The 22,520-nt window shown below is 70.6% G+C and carries 19 protein-coding genes, 1 pseudogene and 1 riboswitch; of the genes and pseudogenes, 19 read left to right on the top strand and 1 reads right to left on the bottom strand.

The genetic code is table 11. From position 1 onward, the window contains the following. Nucleotides 1–207: 207 nt before the first annotated feature. On the top strand, nt 208–3,759 hold the full coding sequence (mfd, locus tag SSPS47_RS12425; RefSeq protein ID WP_164250997.1) for a transcription-repair coupling factor: 3,552 nt from the start codon (nt 208–210) through the stop codon (nt 3,757–3,759). Between the two features lie 62 nt (nt 3,760–3,821). Here the strand turns inward: mfd and SSPS47_RS12420 are convergent, their stop codons facing one another. Beyond that, on the bottom strand, nt 3,822–5,051 hold the full coding sequence (locus SSPS47_RS12420) for an RNA-guided endonuclease TnpB family protein (RefSeq protein ID WP_164250995.1): 1,230 nt from the start codon (nt 5,049–5,051) through the stop codon (nt 3,822–3,824). 17 nt (nt 5,052–5,068) lie between these two features. Between SSPS47_RS12420 and SSPS47_RS36185 the strand changes: the two genes are divergently transcribed. From SSPS47_RS36185 to SSPS47_RS12330, 18 genes and pseudogenes are all read left to right on the top strand, one after another. Next, the gene (locus SSPS47_RS36185; protein WP_147876860.1) at nt 5,069–5,281 is read left to right on the top strand and encodes an Arc family DNA-binding protein; all 213 of its coding nucleotides are present in this window, start codon (nt 5,069–5,071) and stop codon (nt 5,279–5,281) included. A 126-nt stretch (nt 5,282–5,407) separates the two neighbouring features. Next, nucleotides 5,408–6,115: an HNH endonuclease family protein gene (locus SSPS47_RS12410; RefSeq protein ID WP_239065255.1), complete on the top strand. Its 708-nt coding sequence runs from the start codon at nt 5,408–5,410 to the stop codon at nt 6,113–6,115. A gap of 88 nt (nt 6,116–6,203) precedes the next feature. Next, a complete protein-coding gene (locus SSPS47_RS12405; protein ID WP_164250993.1) occupies nt 6,204–6,950 on the top strand; it encodes an N-acetyltransferase in 747 nt (248 codons plus the stop codon). Nucleotides 6,951–7,147: 197 nt separating this feature from the next. After that, nucleotides 7,148–7,660, top strand: coding sequence for a hypothetical protein (locus tag SSPS47_RS12400; protein ID WP_239064866.1), 513 nt, complete (start codon nt 7,148–7,150; stop codon nt 7,658–7,660). Further along, the gene (locus tag SSPS47_RS12395) at nt 7,657–9,231 is read left to right on the top strand and encodes a serine/threonine-protein kinase (protein ID WP_164250988.1); all 1,575 of its coding nucleotides are present in this window, start codon (nt 7,657–7,659) and stop codon (nt 9,229–9,231) included. Before SSPS47_RS12400 ends, SSPS47_RS12395 begins: the two co-directional genes overlap by 4 nt. Nucleotides 9,232–9,349: 118 nt before the next feature. Next, a pseudogene (locus tag SSPS47_RS12390) lies at nt 9,350–9,622 on the top strand (glycosyltransferase); the annotation flags it as partial. Continuing rightward, complete coding sequence (locus tag SSPS47_RS12385) at nt 9,619–10,044, top strand: GtrA family protein (RefSeq protein ID WP_164250987.1); 426 nt, start codon at nt 9,619–9,621, stop codon at nt 10,042–10,044. The pseudogene SSPS47_RS12390 and the gene SSPS47_RS12385, both read left to right, overlap by 4 nt. Before the next feature lie 143 nt (nt 10,045–10,187). Then, nucleotides 10,188–10,847 carry a SurA N-terminal domain-containing protein gene (locus tag SSPS47_RS12380; protein WP_147876855.1) on the top strand — a complete coding sequence of 220 codons (660 nt, stop codon included), beginning with the start codon at nt 10,188–10,190 and terminating at the stop codon, nt 10,845–10,847. Nucleotides 10,848–10,916: 69 nt separating this feature from the next. Beyond that, entirely contained in the window at nt 10,917–11,912 is a 996-nt protein-coding gene (locus SSPS47_RS12375; RefSeq protein WP_164250985.1) for a nucleoside triphosphate pyrophosphohydrolase, read from the top strand. After that, nucleotides 11,909–13,174 (top strand): cytochrome P450, encoded by a 1,266-nt coding sequence (locus tag SSPS47_RS12370; protein ID WP_164250983.1) that lies wholly within the window; start codon nt 11,909–11,911, stop codon nt 13,172–13,174. Before SSPS47_RS12375 ends, SSPS47_RS12370 begins: the two co-directional genes overlap by 4 nt. A 141-nt stretch (nt 13,175–13,315) precedes the next feature. Further along, nucleotides 13,316–14,260, top strand: coding sequence for a transglycosylase family protein (locus tag SSPS47_RS12365; RefSeq protein ID WP_164250981.1), 945 nt, complete (start codon nt 13,316–13,318; stop codon nt 14,258–14,260). 258 nt (nt 14,261–14,518) lie between these two features. Beyond that, nucleotides 14,519–14,695: riboswitch (cyclic di-AMP (ydaO/yuaA leader) on the top strand. A 3-nt stretch (nt 14,696–14,698) separates the two neighbouring features. Further along, on the top strand, nt 14,699–15,376 hold the full coding sequence (locus tag SSPS47_RS12360) for a transglycosylase family protein (protein WP_164250979.1): 678 nt from the start codon (nt 14,699–14,701) through the stop codon (nt 15,374–15,376). Between the two features lie 246 nt (nt 15,377–15,622). Next, on the top strand, nt 15,623–16,909 hold the full coding sequence (gene eno, locus SSPS47_RS12355) for a phosphopyruvate hydratase (RefSeq protein ID WP_203233592.1): 1,287 nt from the start codon (nt 15,623–15,625) through the stop codon (nt 16,907–16,909). Between the two features lie 198 nt (nt 16,910–17,107). Further along, nucleotides 17,108–17,581, top strand: a complete 474-nt coding sequence (locus SSPS47_RS12350) for a septum formation initiator family protein (protein ID WP_164250978.1) — start codon at nt 17,108–17,110, stop codon at nt 17,579–17,581. Nucleotides 17,582–17,604: 23 nt separating this feature from the next. After that, nucleotides 17,605–18,189: a DUF501 domain-containing protein gene (locus SSPS47_RS12345; protein ID WP_164250976.1), complete on the top strand. Its 585-nt coding sequence runs from the start codon at nt 17,605–17,607 to the stop codon at nt 18,187–18,189. Next, entirely contained in the window at nt 18,186–19,112 is a 927-nt protein-coding gene (locus SSPS47_RS12340) for a Ppx/GppA phosphatase family protein (protein WP_164250974.1), read from the top strand. The genes SSPS47_RS12345 and SSPS47_RS12340 overlap by 4 nt, the downstream gene beginning before the upstream one ends. 421 nt (nt 19,113–19,533) lie before the next feature. Then, entirely contained in the window at nt 19,534–20,964 is a 1,431-nt protein-coding gene (locus SSPS47_RS12335; protein ID WP_164250972.1) for an NAD(P)/FAD-dependent oxidoreductase, read from the top strand. A gap of 257 nt (nt 20,965–21,221) precedes the next feature. After that, nucleotides 21,222–22,514, top strand: a complete 1,293-nt coding sequence (locus tag SSPS47_RS12330) for a cyclopropane-fatty-acyl-phospholipid synthase family protein (protein ID WP_164250970.1) — start codon at nt 21,222–21,224, stop codon at nt 22,512–22,514. Nucleotides 22,515–22,520 lie beyond the last annotated feature (6 nt).

Here is a 22,520-nt window from a genome sequence, read left to right as displayed (position 1 = left end):
GGCTTCTCGCCAGTGTCAGCTCCCGCAGCCGACTCCCGCCCGCACACGCCCGCCCCACTCGTCCCGCGCGACGCCCGTCCGTCCGGAGTCGTACGCTGGTGTTCCCCCGGCCCGTGACACGTGTCGGGCCCTTCGCGTTGCTCACAGGGCGCGACCACAGCACCCATCCGCACCACCACCCCCCGGAACCGGACGGAAACACCCTTCATGAGCCTGCACGGTCTGCTCGACGCCGTAGTACGAGACCCGGCGCTCGCCGAAGCGGTGGGCGCCGCCGCCGACGGGCACCGCGCCCATGTCGATCTGGTCGGGCCGCCCGCCGCCCGCCCCTTCGCCGTGGCGGCGCTCGCGCGGGACGCGGGCCGCCCCGTGCTCGCCGTCACCGCGACCGGCCGGGAGGCCGAGGACCTCGCCGCCGCGCTGCGGTCGCTGCTGCCCGCCGACTCCGTCGCGGAGTTCCCGTCCTGGGAGACGCTGCCGCACGAGCGCCTGTCGCCCCGCAGCGACACCGTCGGGCGCCGGCTCGCCGTACTGCGCCGTCTCGCGCACCCCCGCTCCGACGACCCGGGCGCCGGGCCGGTCAGCGTCGTCGTCGCGCCCATCCGTTCCGTGCTCCAGCCGCAGGTCAAGGGCCTCGGCGACCTGGAGCCCGTCTCGCTGCGCGGCGGTGGCACCGCCGATCTGAACGAGGTGACCGGGGCGCTGGCCGCCGCCGCGTACTCCCGTGTCGAACTGGTCGAGAAGCGCGGCGAGTTCGCCGTACGCGGCGGCATCCTGGATGTCTTCCCGCCCACCGAGGAACACCCGCTGCGCGTGGAGTTCTGGGGCGACGACATCGAGGAGATCCGCTACTTCAAGGTCGCCGACCAGCGGTCCCTCGAAGTCGCCGAGCACGGTCTGTGGGCGCCGCCCTGCCGTGAGCTGCTGCTCACGCCGGCGGTACGGGAGCGGGCCGCCGCCCTCGCCGAGGTGCACCCCGAGCTGAGCGACATGCTCGGCAGGATCGCCGAGGGCATCGCGGTGGAGGGCATGGAGGCGCTGGCCCCGGTCCTCGTCGACGACATGGAGCTGCTTCTCGACGTACTGCCCAAGGGCTCGATGGCGCTGGTCTGCGACCCGGAGCGGGTCCGGACCCGGGCCGCCGACCTGGTCGCCACCAGCCAGGAGTTCCTCCAGGCGTCCTGGGCGGCCGGGGCCGGCGGCGGCGAGGCGCCCATCGACGTCGGCGCGGCGTCCCTGTGGGGCATCGCGGACGTCCGCGAGCGGGCCCGCGAGCTGGGGATGATGTGGTGGTCGGTGGCGCCGTTCGCCGCCGACGAGGAGCTGTCGCAGGACACCCTCAAGCTGGGCATGCGCGCCCCGGAGACGTACCGCGGCGACACCGCCCGCGCCCTCGCCGACACCAAGGGCTGGCTCGCCGACGGCTGGCGCACCGTCTATGTCACCGAGGGTCACGGCACCGCCGCCCGTACCGTCGAGGTGCTCGGCGGCGAGGGCATCGCCGCCCGCCTCGACACCCCCGAGGCGCACGGCGGCAAGGGGCTGGGCGAGATCACCCCGTCCCTCGTGCACGTCGCGTGCGGCTCGATCGAGTACGGCTTCGTGGACCGGGAGCTGGGGCTCGCCGTCCTCACGGAGACCGACCTGTCCGGCCAGAAGGCGGCGGGCAAGGACGGCGTGCGGATGCCGACCAAGCGCCGCAAGACGATCGACCCGCTCACCCTGGAGGCGGGCGACTACATCGTCCACGAGCAGCACGGCGTCGGCCGCTACGTCGAGATGGTGCAGCGCACCGTCCAGGGCGCGACGCGCGAGTACCTGCTCGTCGAGTACGCCCCCGCCAAGCGCGGCCAGCCCGGCGACCGCCTCTACATCCCCACCGACCAGCTCGAACAGGTCACCAAGTACGTGGGCGGAGAGGCACCCACCCTGCACCGCCTCGGCGGCGCCGACTGGACGAAGACGAAACAGCGCGCCAAGAAGGCGGTCAAGGAGATCGCCGCCGACCTGATCAAGCTCTACTCGGCGCGGATGGCCGCCCCCGGCCACGCCTTCGGCGCGGACACGCCCTGGCAGCGGGAGCTGGAGGACGCGTTCCCGTACGTGGAGACGCCCGACCAGCTCTCCACCATCGCCGAGGTCAAGGAGGACATGGAGAAGACGGTCCCGATGGACCGTCTCGTCTGCGGCGACGTCGGCTACGGCAAGACGGAGATCGCCGTGCGCGCCGCCTTCAAGGCCGTCCAGGACGGCAAGCAGGTCGCGGTGCTCGTACCGACGACCCTTCTCGTGCAGCAGCACTTCGGCACGTTCTCCGAGCGCTACGCGCAGTTCCCCGTCGTCGTCAGGGCCCTGTCCCGCTTCCAGAGCGACGCGGAGGCCAAGGCGACCCTCGAAGGGCTGCGCGAGGGGTCGGTCGACATCGTCATCGGCACGCACCGTCTGTTCTCCTCCGAGACGAAGTTCAAGGACCTCGGTCTGGTCATCGTCGACGAGGAGCAGCGCTTCGGTGTCGAGCACAAGGAGCAGCTGAAGAAGCTCCGCGCCAACGTCGACGTGCTGACGATGTCCGCGACCCCGATCCCGCGCACCCTGGAGATGGCGGTGACCGGCATCCGCGAGATGTCGACCATCACCACTCCGCCCGAGGAGCGGCACCCGGTGCTGACCTTCGTCGGCCCGTACGAGGAGAAGCAGATCGGCGCGGCCATCCGCCGTGAACTCCTGCGCGAGGGCCAGGTCTTCTACATCCACAACCGCGTCGAGTCGATCGACCGCGCCACCGCCCGGCTGCGCCAGATCGTCCCCGAGGCGCGCATCGCGACCGCGCACGGCCAGATGTCCGAACAGGCCCTGGAACAGGTCGTGGTGGACTTCTGGGAGAAGAAGTTCGACGTCCTCGTCTCCACCACGATCGTGGAGTCCGGCATCGACATCGCCAACGCCAACACCCTTGTGGTGGAGCGCGGCGACAACTTCGGCCTGTCCCAGCTCCACCAGTTGCGCGGGCGGGTGGGCCGTGGCCGCGAGCGCGGCTACGCGTACTTCCTCTACCCGCCGGAGAAGCCGCTGACCGAGACCGCGCACGAACGGCTCGCGACGATCGCCCAGCACACGGAGATGGGCGCTGGCATGTACGTGGCGATGAAGGACCTGGAGATCCGCGGCGCGGGCAATCTGCTCGGCGGCGAGCAGTCCGGGCACATCGCGGGTGTCGGCTTCGACCTGTACGTACGCATGGTCGGCGAGGCCGTCGCGGACTACCGCGCGGCCGTCGACGGCACGGTGCAGGAGGAGCCGCCGCCGGAGGTCAAGATCGAGCTGCCGGTCGACGCGCACGTCCCGCACGACTACGCGCCCGGCGAGCGGCTGCGCCTCCAGGCGTACCGCGCGATCGCCTCCGCCAACTCCGAGGCCGACATCACCGCCGTGCGCGAGGAGCTGACGGACCGCTACGGCAAGCTCCCCGAGCCGGTGGAGAATCTGCTGCTGGTGGCGGGGCTGCGGATGCTGGCGCGGGCCTGCGGGGTCGGCGAGATCGTCCTCCAGGGGGCCAACATCCGCTTCGCGCCCGTGGAGTTGAGGGAGTCGCAGGAGCTCCGGCTCAAGCGTCTGCACCCCCGTACGGTCATCAAGCCGACCGCCCACCAGATCCTGGTGCCGCGCCCGACGGCCGGCAGGATCGGCGGCAAGCCGGTGGTCGGCCGCGAACTGCTGTCGTGGACGGGTGAGTTCCTGACGACCATCCTGGGGTCTTGACTGCTCCCCTTCCGGAAGGGAGGGGATTCCTCACCTTCCAGGGCTGAGCGGGGATTTCTAGCTCACGCTGCCTGGCAGTCCGGCGGACTGCCAGGTCTTACACGATCAGCACTGGCCGGGGCCAGACCAGCCCGGACGAGCATCACGTGTGCGGAGTTCTTGTCCCTGGGGGATACGGCTCCGCACGCGGTGCAGGTATAGGTGCGTTCTGAGAGTGGTAGTGCGTGCTTGGTTCTCGCTCCGCACCGTGCGCGGTCCATGGTGGTGTGCGCGGGGTGTACCAGGTGCACGGTCCGGCCGTGCTTGCGGGCCATCTCGATCAGAGCCGTCTTGGTGGCGCTGATCGCTGCGTCGGCGGCCTTGCGTGCCATGGTCGACCTGGCAAGGAACTTCGGGCGGAAGTCTTCGACTGCTACCACATCGTGGTCGGTCACCACGCGCTTGGCCCACTTGCGGCCGGTGTCCTGCCGCTGCCGGGCTACCTTCTTGTACAGATTCGCCCGCGGGCGCTTGGCGTTGCGGTACCCCTTCGACCCAGGCTGCCCCTTCTCGGGCCTGCGCCTGGCCATCATCCGGTCGTACCGGGTCAGCTTCCCCTTGGCCTTCCCGCCGTGCTCGGCATGCGAAAGGTCGTGGGTGTCGCTGGTGGTGGTCGCGGTCTCCTTCACGCCCCAGTCAATGCCGATCACACGCCCGGTAGCAGGTAGGGGCCGTACTTCGGCGGGCACGACGAACGAGCAATACCAGTGTCCGACGCTGTCCTGATGGACGCGCACACTGGCCGGGTCGGCCGGAAGGGTCCGCGACCACACCACCGTCAGGGCGATGCCGCCCGCCAGGTGCAGACGGCCTTGCCTGAGGCGGAATCCACGCTTGGTGTAGTTGAGGCTCGGCAGTGCCTTGCGCTTCTTCTTGTACTTCGGCATCCCGGCGCGCTGCCGGATCGGCAGGCGTTCCTTGATGTCCTCCTGGGCTTTGGCGCGGGACTTGCCGAAGTCGCGGATCAACTGCTGCTGCGGGACAGAGCTGCCGCCACGGAGCCAGGCGTTCCTGGAGCGGGCCTCGGTCAGCATCTTGTCGAGCCACGCCGGACCGCAGGTGTGCTTGTCCGTGCCGTTTGGCCGGGCTCTGTTCCAAAGGTGCGTCTGCTTGGACTTGGCGCAGCACTCGTTCCAGATCCACCGGCACCGGTCCCACTCCGCCATGAGGGCGGTGCGGGCAGTGGACGACACGCGGACACGAAAGGTCCACCGGGCGCGCCCGGCTTCTCCCGCTTCCTTTGGTGTCACCATGCCACCATAATGGCACCATGATCAATGAAGTCCGAATCACCCTGCGACTGCCCGAAGCTCTCCGTGACAGGCTGCGTACTCACGCAAAGTCCGAACGGCGGTCCCTCAACTCCGAGCTGGTATACATGCTTGAGGTCGGCCTCCGTGCCGTCGAGGTGAACGCCGAATCGCCCCGCGATTCAGCAACCCCGGCCCCGCTTCGCGAGAAGCCGGATTCCTCCCCCGCCTGAAGGCCGGGGGATTCTCCAGTTGTCAGGTGAACCGCCTTGAGACCTAGGCCGCCGCGCACTGCCCGTCCGCTACTTCCACTGCTCGTCGTCGCCCTCGCGGCCTGGCTCCTCGCGGGGTGCGACGCCATCGACTCCGTCGACCCCGCGGCCCCCGGGACCTCCGGCGGATCCGCCGGAGCCGACGGCAGCGCCCGGGACGGGCGGGCGACCAGCCCGCTCAAGAACGCAGACGGCACCGCGCCCGGTCTCGCGCCCCTCACCGGGGACGCGGACCTGGCGGCGGCCGGCAAGCTGATCGCGACGCTGTCGGTCAAGGGGCGTGGCCCCAAGACCGGTTACGACCGGGACGAGTTCGGTTACGCGTGGATGGATACGGCGGACGGGGTACCGCTGGCGAGGAACGGTTGTGACACGCGGAACGACTTGCTGAAACTCCATGGGCGGCACGTGCAGTTCCGTTCAGGTTCCGACTGCGTGGTCGTTGCGATGGACCTGTACGACCCGTACACCGGCAAGGACATCGACTGGAAGAAGGCGAAGGCCACCGAGGTGCAGATAGACCACGTGGTCCCGCTGTCCTACAGCTGGCAGATGGGCGCCGCCCGATGGCCGGAGAGCAAGCGCAAGCAACTGGCGAACGACGTGCTCAATTTGCTTCCTGTCGAAGGGCGCGCCAACTCGGCGAAGCGGGACTCGGGGCCCGCGTCCTGGTTGCCGCCGAACAAGAAGATCCGGTGCTCGTACGCGGTGCGGTTCGCGCAGGTCGCGGCCAAGTACGAGATGCCGGTGACCGCTGCCGACAGGAAGACGATGCTGACACAGTGCGGGGGCTGACGGGCGAGTGACGGTGGTTGGCCGGCCCCTGTCCGAAGGCCGTACAAAACCGCTGGGACCGCCGCACCCGCGCGGACAACGTGCCCGCATGGCTCTCACCGTCACCACCCTCGCCGAACGGCCCGAACTCGTCGGACCGATGTGGCAGATGCTCGACACCTGGCCGGAGTTCATGCTTCACGACCCCGTGGGCTGGGCGAACATCGGCCGGATCGTCGCCGAACTGCCCGAGTTCACGCTCGTCGGTACGGACGAGGAGGGGACCGTCGTGGCGCGCGCCTTCAGCGTTCCCTTCCAGCTCCGTGCCGAGGGACGCGAGGCCCTGCCGGCGACCGGCTGGGACCAGGCGCTGCTGTGGGCGTTCTCCGACCTGCGGCACGGCAGGAAGCCCGACACCGTCAGCGCCATCGAGATCACGATCGCCACCGACCGGCAGGGGCGGGGCCTGTCCGGCATCGTGCTCGCCGCGATGCGCGAGAACGCCCGGACCCGCGGCTTCGCCGAACTCGTCGCCCCGGTACGGCCCAGCGCCAAGCACCGGGAACCGCACACCGCGATGGAGGAGTACGCCCATCGCGTACGGGACGAGGACGGACTGCCGTACGACCCCTGGCTCCGCGTCCACGTGCGCGCGGGCGGTGTCGTCGACTCGGTCGCGCCCGCTTCCATGACGGTCACCGGATCGGTCGGCCAGTGGCGCGAGTGGACGGGGCTCCCGTTCGACACCGACGGGCCCGTCGTCGTACCGGGAGCGCTCTTGCCGGTGCACTGCGAGGCCACACGCGGATACGGTGTCCACGTCGAACCCAATGTGTGGGTGCGTCACCGGATCTGAGCGATGGGGACAGGTCCGGGGGCAGGGGGATCCACGGATGAGGGTTCGACAGGTCGCGCCGCTGGATACCCTCGATACGCTTTCGCAGTCGTCCCCCCTGGCCTGTCAGGAGCAGCATGCACGGCCCCGGAATAGCGCAGCCTCCGCCGAACGGCACGTCATCGCCGGGGATGCTCGCCTTCATAAGAGTGATCTTCGTGGGATTGCCGCTGATCAGCTGCGGTTTTCTCGCCTGGGCGGCGACGCTGCGGGTCGCGATCGTGACCCGGTCCACCCTGAACTGGTGGCTGTTCGTCGGGAACGCGGCCCTCAACGTCCTGTGGGTCGTCTTCCTCGCCCAGGACGACACCGACGACTTCAGCAGCCCGGCGGGCAACACCGGCATGATCGGCATGCTGTCCACCGGCGCCGCCGCCATCGCCTACTACCTGTACGCGGACTTCAGGCACTACGGGCCCCAGCGGCACGTGTACGCGGGCTACTACCCGCCGCAGGGATTCCAGCCGCCGGCCGACACCGGTTACGGGTACGGCGGTCCCACCCGGCCCATGACCGGCCCGCCGGTGCAGAACCAGCCGCAGCCGCAGCCCCAGAACCAGCCCCCGCAGCCCAACCACGCCGCGCCGCCCCGCATCGACCAGGTCCGCGCCGAACTGGACGAGCTCAGCGATCTCCTGCGCCGGGACAGCGGCGAGGGCGACAAGCGGTGAACGCCCGCGTCGTCGCGGGCCGTTACGAGATGGCCACGCTCATCGGCCAGGGCGGCATGGGCCAGGTCTGGACGGCGTACGACCAGCGCCTGGGCCGCCGCGTCGCCGTGAAACTGCTGCGCCCCGACAAGATGGCCGCCGACACCGGCGCCGAGGACATGCGCCGCCGCTTCATCCGCGAATGCCGGGTCACCGCCCAGGTGAACCACCCCGGTCTGGTCACCGTGCACGACGCGGGCAGCGACGGCGACGAGCTGTTCCTGATCATGCAGTACGTCGAAGGGACCGACCTCGCGGCCCACTTCAGCACGCACGCGCCCTACCCGTGGCAGTGGGCGGCCTCGGTCGCCGCCCAGCTGTGCGCCGTCCTCGCCGCCGTCCACGCGGTGCCCATCGTGCACCGCGACCTCAAGCCGCGGAACGTGATGGTCAAGCCCGACGGCACGGTCCTCGTGCTCGACCTCGGCGTCGCCTCCGTCATCGACACCGACACCACCCGCCTCACCCACACCGGATCGGTCATCGGCAGCCCCGCCTACATGGCGCCCGAGCAGGTGATGGGCGGCGCCGTCGGCCCGTACACCGACCTCTACGCCCTCGGTGTGGTCCTGCACGAACTCCTCAGCGGCACCGTCCCGTTCCCCGGCGCGACCGCCCTCGGCGTCCTGCACCGGCATCTGTACGAGCCGCCGATGCCGGTCCGCCGGATCCGCCCGGAGATCCCCGAGACGCTGGAGGCGCTCGTCCTGCGCCTGCTCGCCAAGGACCCGCAGCACCGCCCGGCCGGGGCGCAGGAGGTGTACGAGGCGCTCGCCCCGCTGCTGCCCACGCGCGGCGTGGTCGGCGCGCCCGGCTCCGCGGGCAGCGGCACACCGCTCGACCCGACCCGTCCCTTCCTGCGCCCGCACGCGCCCTGGCCCGACCGCGCCACCGCCCCGCCGTCAGCGCCCCTGCCGCCGCCCAGACCGGAGCACGTCCCCGCCAGGCGGCCCGACGTCGCGGCGGCCGTGGACGAGGCCAAGCGCCTCCTCGGCGAGGGCAGCATCACCCAGGCCGTGGACATCCTCGGCGGGATCCTCCCCGCCGCCGCGGCCGAGCACGGCGAACGCTCACCGGTCGTGCGCATCCTGCGCAAGCAGTACGCGACGACGCTGATGGACGACGGCCAGTACCGCCGCGCCCTGCCCGAGCTGCGCCGGCTCGCCGACGACCGCGCGGCCGAGGCCGGTCCCGGCGACCCGCAGACCCTCCAGTTCCGCTACGACGCGGCGCAGTGCCTCGAACAGCTCGGCGAGGCGGGCGCGGCGCTGGAGGAGTACCGCGCGGTCCTGCCCTACTACGAAGGCACCGGACAGCCCGGAGGCGACCAGTCGCGCGCCTTCGACATCAGGCACCGCATCGGGCATCTGCTGCTCGCGGTGGGCGACCACGCGGCGGCGCAGCAGCAGTTGCAGTACCTGCTGTACGACGCGGAGCGGGTATACGGCCCCTACCATCCGCTGCCCGTCGAACTACGGCGCGGGCTCGACCGACGGCAGCAGTTCAGGGGCGGCACCACCCGGCGCAAGTAGTCCCCGCGGTCCAGGCCGTTCGCGACGTCGCCTCCTACGGCGGCCCCCGAGGGCGGCCCCGGCGGCCGGAACGAGCGGTCGACCGAGGTGGTCGAGCCGCCCTCCAAGGGTGTCGCCCGCCTCCGTGTACGCGGCGTGGATTGTCGGCTTCGCCATGGTGAACGGGGTCGGCGCCCCCGCCTATGTCACACTTCTGGTGGCCGTCACGGCACTGTCGGGCGTACAGATGGTGATGGTGGGAGTCGTCGGCGAGTACGTCGGCCGCATCCATTACGAGGTGAGGTGGCGCCCCCACTGTCTGGTGGCGGCGACCGACGCGGACCGGCCGCGCCGGACACGTCCGACGGCGGACCCGGCGACGGAACAGGATCAGGAGCTCGTGGGCACATGACGGTGCGGGGCCAGCTGTTCAGATTCGCGCTCGTCGGCGTCGTCAACACCGTTACGTACTACGCCTGTTATCTGTTGCTGCTGACCTGGCTGCCGTATGTCGCGGCGCATGTCGTCGCCTTCGCGCTCAGCATGACCGGCTCCTTCTTCCTCAACTCCCGCTTCACCTACCGGACCCGGCCGACCTGGCGCAAGTTCCTGCTCTTCCCGCTCACCAACGCGGCGAATTTCACCATCACCACCAGCGGCGTCTGTCTGCTGGTCGACGTGCTCCACCTCAGCAGCGGATACGCGCCGCTGATCGCCGCCGCCGCGGCGATCCCGATCACGTTCGTGGTCTCCCGCACGATCATGCTGCGCCCCGACCGCACCGAACCGCTGCCGGAGCCCGTCGCCGCGGCCCCGGCCCGTATCGAGGGATAACGCCGACCCGGGCCCGCCCGTCGCAAACGCGATCGCGTATTCGGCGAAGTTTTCGAAAAAACTCCGGCTGACTGGATCGGATCCGCCGCCACTGCCTAACATCGATCAACGCACGGTCGTTGTCACGATCCAGGAGGCACCCTTTGCACCGCCGCCGTCGCACAGCGCTCACCCTCACCGCCGCGCTCCTCGCAGCGGCCCCGCTCCTCACCGCCTGCGGCAACGACGCCCATCCCGGCGCCGCGGCCGTCGTCGGCGGCGAGCGCATCGAGGTGTCCGCGCTGCAGGCCCAGGTACGGGACGTACGCGACGCGCAGGAGGCGTCCCCGCAGGCGGCCGAGCTCATTAAGAACACCGGCCAGCTCGGCCAGGTCAAGCTCAACAGCATGATCTTCGACCGGATCCTCCAGAAGGCGGCGGACGACGCCGGTGTGACGGTCTCCCGCAAGGAGATCCAGACCACCCGGCAGGTGGCGGCCCAGCAGTCCGGCGGCGAGGACCAGCTCGCGGCGATGCTGCTCCAGCAGGGCGCGCTCACCCGCGACCAGATCGACACCGCGATCCGCCGCGAGGTGCTGATGTCGAAGCTCGCGGAGTCGCTCGGCGCCAACACGACGACGCCGGAGGGCCAGCAGCAGGTGCTCGCCACGCTGGTCAAGACGTCCGAGGAGCTGGGCATCGACGTCAACCCGCGTTACGGCGCCTGGGACGTGAAGCAGGTCAGGCTCGGTGAGACGCAGACGCCGTGGCTCACCCAGGTCACCAAGGAGGAACCGCCGGAGCAGGTCCCGGCCGGGGCGTGAACGCCCGCGACGTGAGCTGATCGCGCCCGCGCGTGAGGGACGGCCGGCGGCCGGGGGTAGGTTGCTCCGGTGACTGAAGAACCCGCCGTCGACCCCGGCCGCATCGTCCTGCTGACCGTCAGCCACCGGGTCGCGCCCGGTGTGCTGTCCTGGCCCGCGTGGCAGACGCTCCACGAGGCGGACCAGGTCCTGTGCGCGGACCCCGCGCACCCCCAGCTGCCGTATCTGCGCGAGGCCGGTGTCACCGTCGAACGGTCCGCGCCCACCGCCGCCGAGCTCGTCGACTCCTGCTCGGGCGGCCGTACGGTCGTGGTCCTGCCCTCCGGCGAGGGCGACCAGGCCCTCACCGACGGCCTCTCCCGCCTCGCGGGCTCCGGCAGGGTCCACATGCCCGATCTGGAACTGCTCCCCGGCTCGTACGACCTGCCGGGCGCCCGGCTCCTCGACCTCGTCCAGGTCATGGACCGGATCCGCGCCGAGTGCCCGTGGTCGTCCACCCGGACGCACAAGGGCCTCGCCAAGTACGCCATCGAGGAGGCGTACGAACTGGTCGAGGCGATCGAGAGCGGCGACCGCGACGAGCTGCGCGAGGAGTTGGGGGACGTACTGCTCCAGGTGGTCTTCCACGCCCGGATCGCGCAGGAGGGCGGCCCGGGGGAGGACGACGAACCGTTCTCCATCGACGACGTCGCCGCCACGATCGTCGAGAAGCTCATCCACCGCCATCCCCATGTCTTCGGCGACGAGACGGCCCAGACTCCCGCCGACGTCAAGGCGCACTGGCTGCGCACCAAGGCGGAGGAGAAACAGCGCGACTCCGTCACGGACGGCGTCCCGCTGGGCCAGCCGGCGCTCGCCCTGGCCGCCAAACTCACCTCCCGCGTCGCCGCCTCGCCCCTGGACGTCCCTCTCCCGCGGGGCGAGGACGTCGGCTACGAGCTCCTCGCCCTGGCCGCCCGCGCGGAACAGGCGGGCGTCGACCCGGAGGCCGCCCTGCGCGCGGCCGCCCGCACCTACCGTGACGCGATCCGCGCGGCGGAGGCCGAAGCCGCCACCGACCGGTGACCGCCGGCCCCGCCGGCGCCGGCGCACCGCCCCCCGCGCCCGAACTCTTCACCTGGGAGTTCGCCACCGACCCCTACCCCGCCTACGCCTGGCTGCGCGAGCACGCCCCCGTACACCGCACCCGGCTGCCCAGCGGGGTCGACGCGTGGCTCGTGACGCGGTACGCGGACGCCCGGCGCGCCCTCGCCGATCCCCGGCTGTCCAAGAACCCCCTGCACCACGCCGAGCAGGCGCACGCCAAGGGGAAGACGGGGATCCCGGGGGAGCGCGGCGCGGAGTTGATGACGCACCTGCTGAACATCGACCCGCCCGACCACACCCGGCTGCGGCGGCTGGTCTCGCAGGCGTTCACACCCCGGCGGGTGGCCGAATTCGAGCCCCGCGTGCAGGAGTTGACCGACAATCTGATCGACGCCTTCGCGGCGAAGGGGGAGGCCGACCTCATCCACGACTTCGCCTTCCCGCTGCCCATCTACGCGATCTGCGACCTGCTCGGCGTCCCGCGCGAGGACCAGGACGACTTCCGCGACTGGGCCGGGATGATGATCCGGCACGGCGGCGGACCGCGCGGCGGCGTCGCCCGGTCCGTGAAGAAGATACGCGGCTACCTCGCCGAGCTCATCCACCGCAAGCGGGACGACCCCGGCGACGACCTGATCTCCGGCCTGATCCGGGCGAGCGACCACGGCGAGCACCTGACCGAGAACGAGGCCGCCGCGATGGCGTTCATCCTTCTCTTCGCGGGGTTCGAGACCACCGTGAATCTGGTGGGCAACGGGACGTACGCCCTGCTCCGCGACCCCGATCAGCGCGCACGGCTCCAGCGCTCGCTCGACGCGGGCGAGAGCGCGCTGCTCGCGACCGGGACAGAGGAACTGCTGCGCTACGACGGGCCGGTGGAGCTGGCCACCTGGCGCTACGCCACCGAGCCCGTCGAACTCGGCGGGCAGAGCGTCGCGGTGGGCGACCCCGTCCTCGTCGTGCTCGCCGCCGCGAACCGCGACCCGGAACGCTTCGCCGATCCGGACCGGCTCGACCTGTCGCGCGGTGACAACAAACACCTCGGATACGGCCACGGCATCCACTACTGCCTCGGCGCGCCGCTCGCCCGGCTGGAGGGGCAGATCGCGCTCCGCACCCTGCTGACCCGCTTGCCCGACTTGCGACTTGCGGTCGATCCATCCGATTTGCGGTGGCGTGGTGGGCTCATCATGCGTGGACTGCGCACGCTCCCGGTGCAGTTCACAGCGGTGCGTGACTGACGGAACGTCAGCACTGTGACTTTCACGTGATCTCCGCTGCATCGACTTGTGACAGACGTTCGAGTACCGCTACGTTCACGACCGTCTCAGCAGTCACGTGTTCGGAATTCACGTTTCAGCAGTCTCAAGGAAGGCAACCGCATGCGCTCCGGGAACGGCCGGCACCGTCGGCCCCGCCAAGCCCCCGCTCTTGTCGTCGCGGCAGGGGTGACAGGCTCGGCGATCGCCATCCCGCTGCTCGGCGCGACCGGCGCCAGTGCGGCCGACGTCACCACCTGGGACCGGGTCGCCGAGTGCGAGAGCGGCGGCATGTGGAGCGCCGACCTAGGCAACGGGTACTACGGCGGACTCCAGATCTCCCAGGAGACCTGGGCCGACTTCGGCGGTACGGCGTACGCCCCCACCGCCGACCAGGCCAGCCGGAGCCAGCAGATCGCCGTCGCGGAGAAGATCCTCGCCGCGCAGGGACCGGCCGCGTGGCCGACGTGCGCGCTGATCACCGGCCTCACGGCGGACACCGATACGGGCAGCGAGTCCTCCGGCGAGGCCGCCGAGAAGCCCGAGGCGCCCGCGGAGCCCGAGCCGGACGAGACGGCCGTCCTGCCCGCAGCTCCCGAGTCGACGCCCCCCTCGGGCCAGTTCGGCCGGGACTCCGCCTCCGGGGCCGAGAGGCCCGCTACGGGGGAGTCGAGCGCGGAGCCGAGCACCGAGGCCTCCACGGGCCAGGGCAAGCACCGCGGCGAGCCCGCTCCCGAGAGCGACGCGACGACCGGCTCGGGCGAGTCGGCCGAGGCGGACACGGACGGCACGGACGGGTTGACCGAAGCGGGCAAGCCAGGTAAGTCCGGCGAAGAGCGTGAAAGTGGCCGCCATGCCTCACGGGGTGACGATTCGGCGCGCGGCGACGTGGCCGAGGACGGCTCGTACACCGTCCGCACCGGCGACAACCTGTGGGCCATCGCCGACGAGCAGAAGGTGGAGGGCGGCTGGCCCGCCCTCTACGAGGCGAACCGCGAGGTCGTGGGCTCCGACGCCGATCTGATCCTGCCCGGCCAGAGCCTCGATCTGACCGCGAAGCAGGGGTAGTTAAGCGGGCTATGTCCGCATCTGCGTAAGTGAGACAAGCGTCTCTTCGTCCCAACTGACACGGTCTGCCCGGTGGCTTGCCCCGGGCCCTTCCCGACCTGCGTAAACAGAGGTTTCCCTGGGGCGGGATGGGTGAATCATCCCGGATGTTCCGTCTTTGAACATCCGGGATGTCTGTGTTTACGGTCTGAACCGCTCGCACCGCGGGCACCGTCGACCGTCACGCCGAATCCTGCCGTCGGTCGGGGGGAGTACTCGTCGCGTCAAGCGCCGAAGGCAGGAGCGGGGGACCCACAGGTAAGTGCCGGTCATCACGGCCGGCTCGGGGTGCAGCCGTGCGCAGGGGGACGTGAAGACGTTCCCGGGCCGCACGGCCGGGCAACTCACTTGGCCCGAACCCGACAGCTCACCTCGCAGGCGTCGGTGAGGAGATCACGCATGCTGTTTTCCAGCAACTCCGGCAAGGGCAAGCACCGCCGTCCCTCCAAGACCGTCCGCTACGCCACGCTCGCCGGCATCACCGGTGCCGCTGTCGCCGCCCCGCTGCTCGGCGCCACCTCCGCCTCCGCCGCCACCACCTCCGAGTGGGACGCCGTCGCCCAGTGCGAGTCCGGCGGCGACTGGTCGATCAACACCGGCAACGGCTACTACGGCGGCCTCCAGTTCTCGGCCTCCACCTGGGCCGCGTACGGCGGCAGCGCCTTCGCCTCCAGCGCCGACCAGGCGTCGAAGTCCCAGCAGATACAGATCGCCGAGAAGGTCCTGGCGGGCCAGGGCAAGGGTGCCTGGCCGAGCTGCGGCGTCGGCCTGTCCAACGCCTCGAACGACGCCGGCTCCGCCGAACCGGCCCCGGAGCAGTCCGCCCCGGAGGCCCGGCCGGCCCCGCAGAAGTCCGAGCCGCGCGCAGAGCAGGAGCAGCCCGCCTCGCGTGGTGAGGCGCGCGGTCCGGTCAAGAAGGGCGACGGCGAGTACAAGGTCAAGGCCGGCGACACCCTCTCCAAGATCGCCGAGACGAAGAAGGTCGAAGGCGGCTGGAAGAAGCTCTTCAAGCTGAACAAGGACATCATCGAGAAGGCGGACGAGATCTTTCCGGGTCAGCAGTTCCACCTGAGCTGACCCCATCCCCAGAACCCCGGCCCCGACCCGGCGCGCCTCACTCCCCCCGGACGCGCCGGTCCGGGGCCGGGGCCTGTCCGCCGGGCGAACCGCGCGCCCACCGCGCGACATTCGTCACCCTCCGCGCATTCCGGGCTCTTTTCGTCCCAGCGGGCGGGCATCGGCCGACCGTCGCCCGGCAGCCGGTTAGGCTCATGCCGCGGTGCCAATGAGGCCCCGCACCAAAGCGTCACATCCCAGAAGGAGATGCTCGTGCCGTCCATCGACGTCGTCGTAGCCCGGGAAATCCTTGACTCCCGAGGCAACCCAACGGTCGAGGTCGAGGTCGGCCTCGACGACGGCAGCACCGGCCGTGCTGCTGTCCCCTCCGGTGCCTCCACCGGCGCGTTCGAGGCCCTCGAACTCCGCGACGGTGACCCGAACCGCTACCAGGGCAAGGGTGTCGAGAAGGCCGTCCTCGCCGTCATCGAGCAGATCGGCCCGGAGCTCGTCGGCTACGACGCCACCGAGCAGCGGCTGATCGACCAGGCGATGTTCGACCTGGACGCGACGCCCGACAAGTCCTCGCTCGGCGCCAACGCCATCCTCGGTGTCTCGCTGGCCGTGGCGCACGCCGCCTCCGAGGCCTCCGACCTGCCGCTGTTCCGCTACCTCGGCGGTCCGAACGCGCACCTGCTGCCCGTGCCGATGATGAACATCCTCAACGGCGGGTCGCACGCCGACTCCAACGTGGACATCCAGGAGTTCATGATCGCGCCGATCGGCGCCGAGTCGTTCTCCGAGGCCCTGCGCTGGGGTGCCGAGGTCTACCACACGCTGAAGAAGGTCCTGAAGGAGAAGGGGCTCTCCACGGGCCTCGGCGACGAGGGCGGCTTCGCGCCGAACCTGGAGTCCAACCGCGCCGCGCTCGACCTGATCCTCGTGGCCATCAAGGAAGCCGGCTACGCCCCGGGCAAGGACATCGCGCTGGCGCTCGACGTCGCGGCCTCCGAGTTCTACAAGGACGGCTCCTACGAGTTCGAGGGCAAGTCCCGCTCGGCCGCCGAGATGACCGAGTACTACGAGGAGCTCGTCGCCTCGTACCCGCTGGTCTCCATCGAGGACCCGCTCTTCGAGGACGACTGGGCCGGCTGGAAGGTCCTCAACGACAAGCTGGGCACCAAGGTCCAGATCGTCGGCGACGACCTCTTCGTCACCAACCCCGAGCGCCTCGCCCGCGGCATCGAGGAGGGCTCGGCCAACGCCCTGCTCGTCAAGGTCAACCAGATCGGTTCGCTGACCGAGACCCTGGACGCCGTCGAGCTGGCGCAGCGCAGCGGCTTCAAGTGCATGATGTCGCACCGCTCCGGCGAGACCGAGGACGTGACGATCGCCGACCTGGCCGTCGCCACCAACTGCGGTCAGATCAAGACCGGCGCCCCGGCCCGCTCCGAGCGCGTCGCCAAGTACAACCAGCTCCTGCGCATCGAGGAGATCCTGGACGACGCGGCCGTGTACGCGGGCCGCAGCGCGTTCCCCCGCTTCAAGGACTGACCTGCGCCAGGGCCGGTCCTCGCCGGGGCCGATCCCCCGAGCACCTGATCCGGCCTCCGGCCCGGCCCGGCACAGCCAGTCGTGCGTACGTCCCCGTCCCCGGTCCCGTACCGTGTCCGGGGACGTACGCGCGTACAGAGGCAGTACGGCAGTACCGGAGGTACGAGGCCCGCTCAGACCTCTGAGGGAGGCGGGACCATGGCCGCGAACCGGGACCGGTTCTCCACCGCGACCAAGATCAGGATTCTGGGCGAGCAGACCGCCGCCCGGGTCTACCGCTCGCAGACCCGCAGGCAGGCCCGCCGCTCCCGGCTCACCGGACGCGCCGCGTTCCTCGTGCTCGTCGTCTGCTCGCTGATCGTGGCGCTCGCCTACCCGATGCGGCAGTACGTGTCGCAGCGCGGCGAGATCGCCGAGCAGCAGCGGCTGACACAGGAGGCCCGGCAGCGGGTCGAGGAGCTGCGCGACGAGAAGGCCCGCCTCCAGGACGACGCGTACATCCAGCGCCTGGCGCGCGAGCATCTGCACTACGTGATGCCGGGGGAGACCGGCTACATCATGTCCGACCCCCGGGCGGCCGAGGAGCGCCGCACCGACCAGGGCGCGGCCGACCGGCCCTGGTACTCCAATCTCCTGGACGGCGTCGACAGCGCCGACCGGACGGACAGATAGACACCAAGGAAACCGACGCAGGTATGGATACGCCCCCTCCGCAGACCGAACGCACCGAACCCACCGAGGCGGACGTCGCGGCGTTCGGACAACAGCTCGGCCGGCCCCCGCGCGGTCTGCGCGCCATCGCGCACCGCTGCCCCTGCGGGCAGCCCGATGTGGTGGAGACCGCCCCGCGGCTGCCCGACGGCACGCCGTTCCCGACGCTCTACTACCTGACCTGCCCGCGCGCGGCCTCGGCCATCGGCACGCTGGAGGCGAACGGTGTCATGAAGGAGATGACCGAACGCCTCGCGTCCGAACCCGAGTTGGCCGCCGCGTACCGCAAGGCCCACGAGGACTACCTCGCGCGCCGCGACGCGATCGAGCTGCTGGCGGGCTTCCCGAGCGCGGGCGGCATGCCGGACCGGGTGAAGTGCCTGCACGTGCTGGTCGGCCACTCGCTCGCGGCGGGCCCGGGAGTGAACCCGCTGGGTGACGAGGCGCTGGCGATGCTGCCCGAGTGGTGGCGCAAGGGCCCCTGTGTGATCCCGTTCACAAACGACGGACCCACCGATGAACCCGCCGGGGGAGACACCCCGGCCGGCCCCGAGGGAGAGACCGTATGACCAGGGTCGCGGCGATCGACTGCGGTACCAACTCCATCCGGCTCCTGGTCGCCGACGCCGACCCCGCCACCGGCGAACTCGTCGACCTGGACCGGCGCATGACGATCGTGCGGCTCGGCCAGGGCGTCGACCGTACGGGCCGGCTCGCCCCGGAGGCGCTGGAGCGCACCTTCGCGGCCTGCCGCGAGTACGCGGACGTCATCAAGGAACACGGTGTGGACCGGATCCGCTTCGTGGCCACCTCCGCCTCCCGCGACGCCGAGAACCGCGACGAGTTCGTCCGCGGCGTCCTCGACATCCTCGGTGTCGAACCCGAGGTGATCACCGGCGACCAGGAGGCGGAGTTCTCCTTCACCGGCGCCACCAGGGAGCTGACCGGCCGCACCGATCTGGAGAAGCCCTATCTGGTCGTGGACATCGGCGGCGGCTCCACCGAGTTCGTCGTCGGGTCCGACCGCGTCACCGCGGCCCGGTCGGTCGACGTCGGCTGTGTACGGCTGACCGAGCGGCACCGTCCGGCCGACCCGGCCACCCCTGCCGACATCACCGCCCTGCGCGCGGACATCGCCACCGCCCTCGACACGGCGGCGCGGGACGTCCCGTTCGGCGAGGCCCGCACCCTCGTCGGCCTCGCCGGCTCCGTCACCACGGTCGCGGCGATCGCGCTGGGCCTGACGGCGTACGACTCGCAAGTGATCCACCACTCGCGCATCCCCTTCGAGACGGTCCGCGAGATCACCGCGACGCTGCTGTCCTCCACCCACGCCGAACGCGCGACGATCCCGGTGATGCATCCGGGGCGGGTGGACGTGATCGTGGCGGGTGCGCTGATCCTGCTCACGATCATGGAACGGACCGGTGCGCGGGAGGTTGTCGTCAGTGAGCACGACATCCTCGACGGCATCGGCTGGTCGATCGCCTGAGCGGGTGACGGGGGCCCGTCGCGGGGGCCCGTCGGGCGCCCCGAACGCCTTTACGGGGGTCTTACGGGGTCTCTGAGCCGCACTCCGGAACGAAGTTCGTGAAGTTCTTCACAAGGAAAAACGCCGGGTTGGGCGCACATCACTCTCCGGGGGCCGCCGGCACCGGCCCGGCGCCTCTGCGCGGCCGGTCAACGGGCCGTACCGGCGGTGTTGCGGGCGTGTGAACCACCCTGTGGTCCACCCCCGCCGAACCGCTCAAGGGCCAGCTCACGAGGGGTGCCGAACGTCCGGGGACACCGCCTGGTTCCACCGCGGAACCATGAGGTGGATCACGCGGGCCGCGCAGTGTAGCAGAGGTATGGGGGGTGCTTGTGAAGGGGCTCACGAGCACCCCCTCCTGGGCAGGTGGATACTCGATGGCATGAGCACCACGGAGCGTCCCAGGATCCTTGTTGTAGGCGGAGGGTACGTAGGCCTGTACGCAGCTCGTCGCATTCTGAAGAAGATGCGCTACGGGGAGGCGACGGTCACCGTTGTCGACCCCCGCTCGTACATGACGTACCAGCCCTTCCTCCCCGAAGCCGCAGCCGGGAACATCTCGCCTCGGCACGTCGTCGTACCGCTGCGACGCGTGCTGCCCAAGGCTGAGGTGCTCACCGGCCGGGTCACGACCATCGACCAGGACCGCAAGGTCGCCACGGTCTCCCCGCTCGTCGGTGAGGCCTATGAGCTGCCCTTCGACTATCTGATCGTCGCGCTCGGCGCCGTCTCCCGTACCTTCCCGATCCCCGGCCTCGCCGAGCAGGGCATCGGCATGAAGGGCATCGAGGAGGCGATCGGCCTGCGGAACCACGTGCTCGAACAGCTCGACAAGGCCGACTCCACGACCGACGAGGAGGTCCGCCGCAAGGCGCTGACCTTCGTCTTCGTCGGCGGCGGCTTCGCCGGCGCCGAGACCGTCGGCGAGGTCGAGGACCTGGCGCGCGACGCCGCGAAGTACTACACGAGCGTCAAGCGCGAGGACATGCGCTTCCTGCTCGTCGACGTCGCCGACAAGATCCTTCCCGAGGTCGGCCCGAAGCTCGGCTCCTGGGGCAAGGAGCACCTGGAGAGCCGCGGCGTCGAGGTCTACCTCAAGACCGGCATGGAGTCCTGCGTCGACGGCCGTGTGGTGCTGGGCAACGGCCTGGAGGTCGACTCCAACACGATCGTGTGGACCGCGGGCGTCAAGCCCAACCCGGCGCTCGCCCGCTACGGTCTGCCGCTCGGCCCGCGCGGTCACGTCGACACCGATGCCAAGCTCCAGGTGCGGGGCACCGACTACATCTGGGCCGCCGGTGACAACGCCCAGGTCCCCGACATGGCCGCCCGCCGGGCCGGTGTCGAGAACGCCTGGTGCCCGCCGAACGCCCAGCACGCGCTGCGTCAGTCGAAGGTCCTCGGCGACAACGTGATCTCCGGTCTGCGGGGCTTCCCGCAGCAGGAGTACAGCCACGCGAACAAGGGCGCGGTCGCGGGTCTGGGCATGCACAAGGGTGTCGCGATGATCGTCGTCGGCAAGATGAAGATCAAGTTCCGTGGCCGGCTGGCCTGGTACATGCACCGCGGCTACCACGGCATGGCGATGCCGACCTGGAACCGCAAGATCCGCGTCTTCGCCGACTGGACGCTCTCGGCGTTCCTCAAGCGCGAGGTCGTCTCGCTCGGCGCCATGGAGACGCCGCGCGAGGAGTTCTACGAGGCGGCCAAGCCGGCGCCGGCGCGTCAGGCCTCCGTCGCGCCGAAGCCCGGGTCCGGCTCGGACTCCGAGCAGGTGAAGGCCGAGGCCGGGACGAGGGTCAAGGCTTCCTGACCGCGCGCACTTCCCCGCCCACTCGAAAGGGCCGCCCGCCATCCGTGGTGCGGGCGGCCCTTTCGCGTGCGCCCGGGCCGTAGATGGGTACGACATACCAGGTAAGGGTGTGCATCGGTAGAAGTCGGTACAAGATCGATGGCCTGTGCAGCTATTTTTGCCCACCCATTGCGCGCTGCCGGGACTGCGACACCCCGTCGGCGGTGTTCACGTGTGAGTTGAGCATTTCTGGGATCCCTTTCACGGAGGTGTGCGCCATGGCCGACGCCGCACTGCGGCTGACCACTCTCGCCGAGGAACTGCTGGGAGCCCCGCTCCCCGTACGTATCCGTGCCTGGGACGGCAGCGAGTCGGGCCCGCCGGGCGCGCCGACACTCGTCGTCCGGCACCGCAGGGCCCTGCGCCGTCTGCTGTGGAAGCCGGGCGAGTTGGGACTGGCCCGCGGCTGGGTGGCCGGTGAGATCGACATCGACGGTGATCTGTACGCGGCCCTGTCACTGATCGCCGGACTCCTCTGGGAGCGGGGCGCCGACGCCAAGGACCCGGTGCACCCGCTGCGCGACCCGCGGATGCGCGCCGCCGCCAAGGGCCTCGCGCGGATCGCCGGACCCTGGCCGCCGCCCCCGCCGCCTCCTGAGGAAGTGCGGCGCAGAAGCGGCACGCTGCACACCAAGCACCGGGACCGGGCGGCGATCAGCCACCACTACGACGTGGGCAACGACTTCTACGAGATGGTCCTCGGACCGTCGATGGTCTACTCGTGCGCCTACTTCGAGGAGCCGGGTGCCACGCTGGAGGACGCCCAGCGCGACAAGCTCGACCTCGTCTGCCGCAAGCTCGGGCTGACGGAGGGCGAGCGGCTGCTCGACGTCGGCTGCGGCTGGGGCTCCATGGCCATCCACGCGGCGCGCGAGTACGGCGTCCAGGTCACCGGGGTCACGCTCTCCCGCGAACAGGCCGCGTACGCGCGCAAGCGCATCGCGGACGAGGGCCTGACCGACCGCATCGAGATCAGGGTCCAGGACTACCGGGACGTCAGGGACGGTCCGTACGACGCCATCTCGTCCATCGGCATGGCCGAACACGTCGGCTCGGTCCGCTACCGCGAGTACGCCGCCGACCTCTTCGCCCTCCTCAAGCCGGGCGGCCGGCTGCTCAACCACCAGATCGCGCGCCGTCCCGAGCGGAACGAGTCGGAGTACCGCATCGACGACTTCATCGACGCGTACGTCTTCCCCGACGGCGAACTGGCCCCTCTCGGGCGCACCGTCGGAACGCTGGAGGAGGCCGGCTTCGAGGTCCGGGACGTCGAATCCCTTCGTGAGCACTACGCGCTGACGCTCCGGGAGTGGGTGCGGAATCTGGAGCGGCACTGGCCCGAGGCGGTCCGGCTCACCTCACCCGGCCGCGCCCGGGTATGGCGTCTCTACATGGCCGCGTCGGCCCTCTCCTTCGAACACAACAGAATCGGCGTCAACCAGATCCTGGCGGTGCGGTCCCGGGAATCGGGCGACGCGGCCCTCCCGCTGCGCACGCGAACCTGGAACTGACACGAG

This window comes from Streptomyces sp. S4.7 (genome assembly GCF_010384365.1).
Taxonomy (GTDB): domain Bacteria; phylum Actinomycetota; class Actinomycetes; order Streptomycetales; family Streptomycetaceae; genus Streptomyces.
This window is presented reverse-complemented; position numbering and strand designations above follow the sequence as displayed.

Excerpts from the sequence above, each read along its gene's own strand:
- SSPS47_RS12360 (WP_164250979.1), top strand. The coding sequence starts at position 14,699 with ATGCTGTTTTCCAGCAACTCCGGCAAGGGCAAGCACCGCCGTCCCTCC.
- SSPS47_RS12330 (WP_164250970.1), top strand. The coding sequence starts at position 21,222 with ATGGCCGACGCCGCACTGCGGCTGACCACTCTCGCCGAGGAACTGCTG.
- SSPS47_RS12335 (WP_164250972.1), top strand. The coding sequence starts at position 19,534 with ATGAGCACCACGGAGCGTCCCAGGATCCTTGTTGTAGGCGGAGGGTAC.
- SSPS47_RS12345 (WP_164250976.1), top strand. The coding sequence starts at position 17,605 with ATGGATACGCCCCCTCCGCAGACCGAACGCACCGAACCCACCGAGGCG.
- SSPS47_RS36185 (WP_147876860.1), top strand. The coding sequence starts at position 5,069 with ATGATCAATGAAGTCCGAATCACCCTGCGACTGCCCGAAGCTCTCCGT.
- SSPS47_RS12340 (WP_164250974.1), top strand. The coding sequence starts at position 18,186 with ATGACCAGGGTCGCGGCGATCGACTGCGGTACCAACTCCATCCGGCTC.
- SSPS47_RS12385 (WP_164250987.1), top strand. The coding sequence starts at position 9,619 with ATGACGGTGCGGGGCCAGCTGTTCAGATTCGCGCTCGTCGGCGTCGTC.
- eno (WP_203233592.1), top strand. The coding sequence starts at position 15,623 with ATGCTCGTGCCGTCCATCGACGTCGTCGTAGCCCGGGAAATCCTTGAC.
- mfd (WP_164250997.1), top strand. The coding sequence starts at position 208 with ATGAGCCTGCACGGTCTGCTCGACGCCGTAGTACGAGACCCGGCGCTC.
- SSPS47_RS12365 (WP_164250981.1), top strand. The coding sequence starts at position 13,316 with ATGCGCTCCGGGAACGGCCGGCACCGTCGGCCCCGCCAAGCCCCCGCT.
- SSPS47_RS12405 (WP_164250993.1), top strand. The coding sequence starts at position 6,204 with ATGGCTCTCACCGTCACCACCCTCGCCGAACGGCCCGAACTCGTCGGA.
- SSPS47_RS12420 (WP_164250995.1), bottom strand. The coding sequence starts at position 5,051 with ATGGTGACACCAAAGGAAGCGGGAGAAGCCGGGCGCGCCCGGTGGACC.
- SSPS47_RS12350 (WP_164250978.1), top strand. The coding sequence starts at position 17,108 with ATGGCCGCGAACCGGGACCGGTTCTCCACCGCGACCAAGATCAGGATT.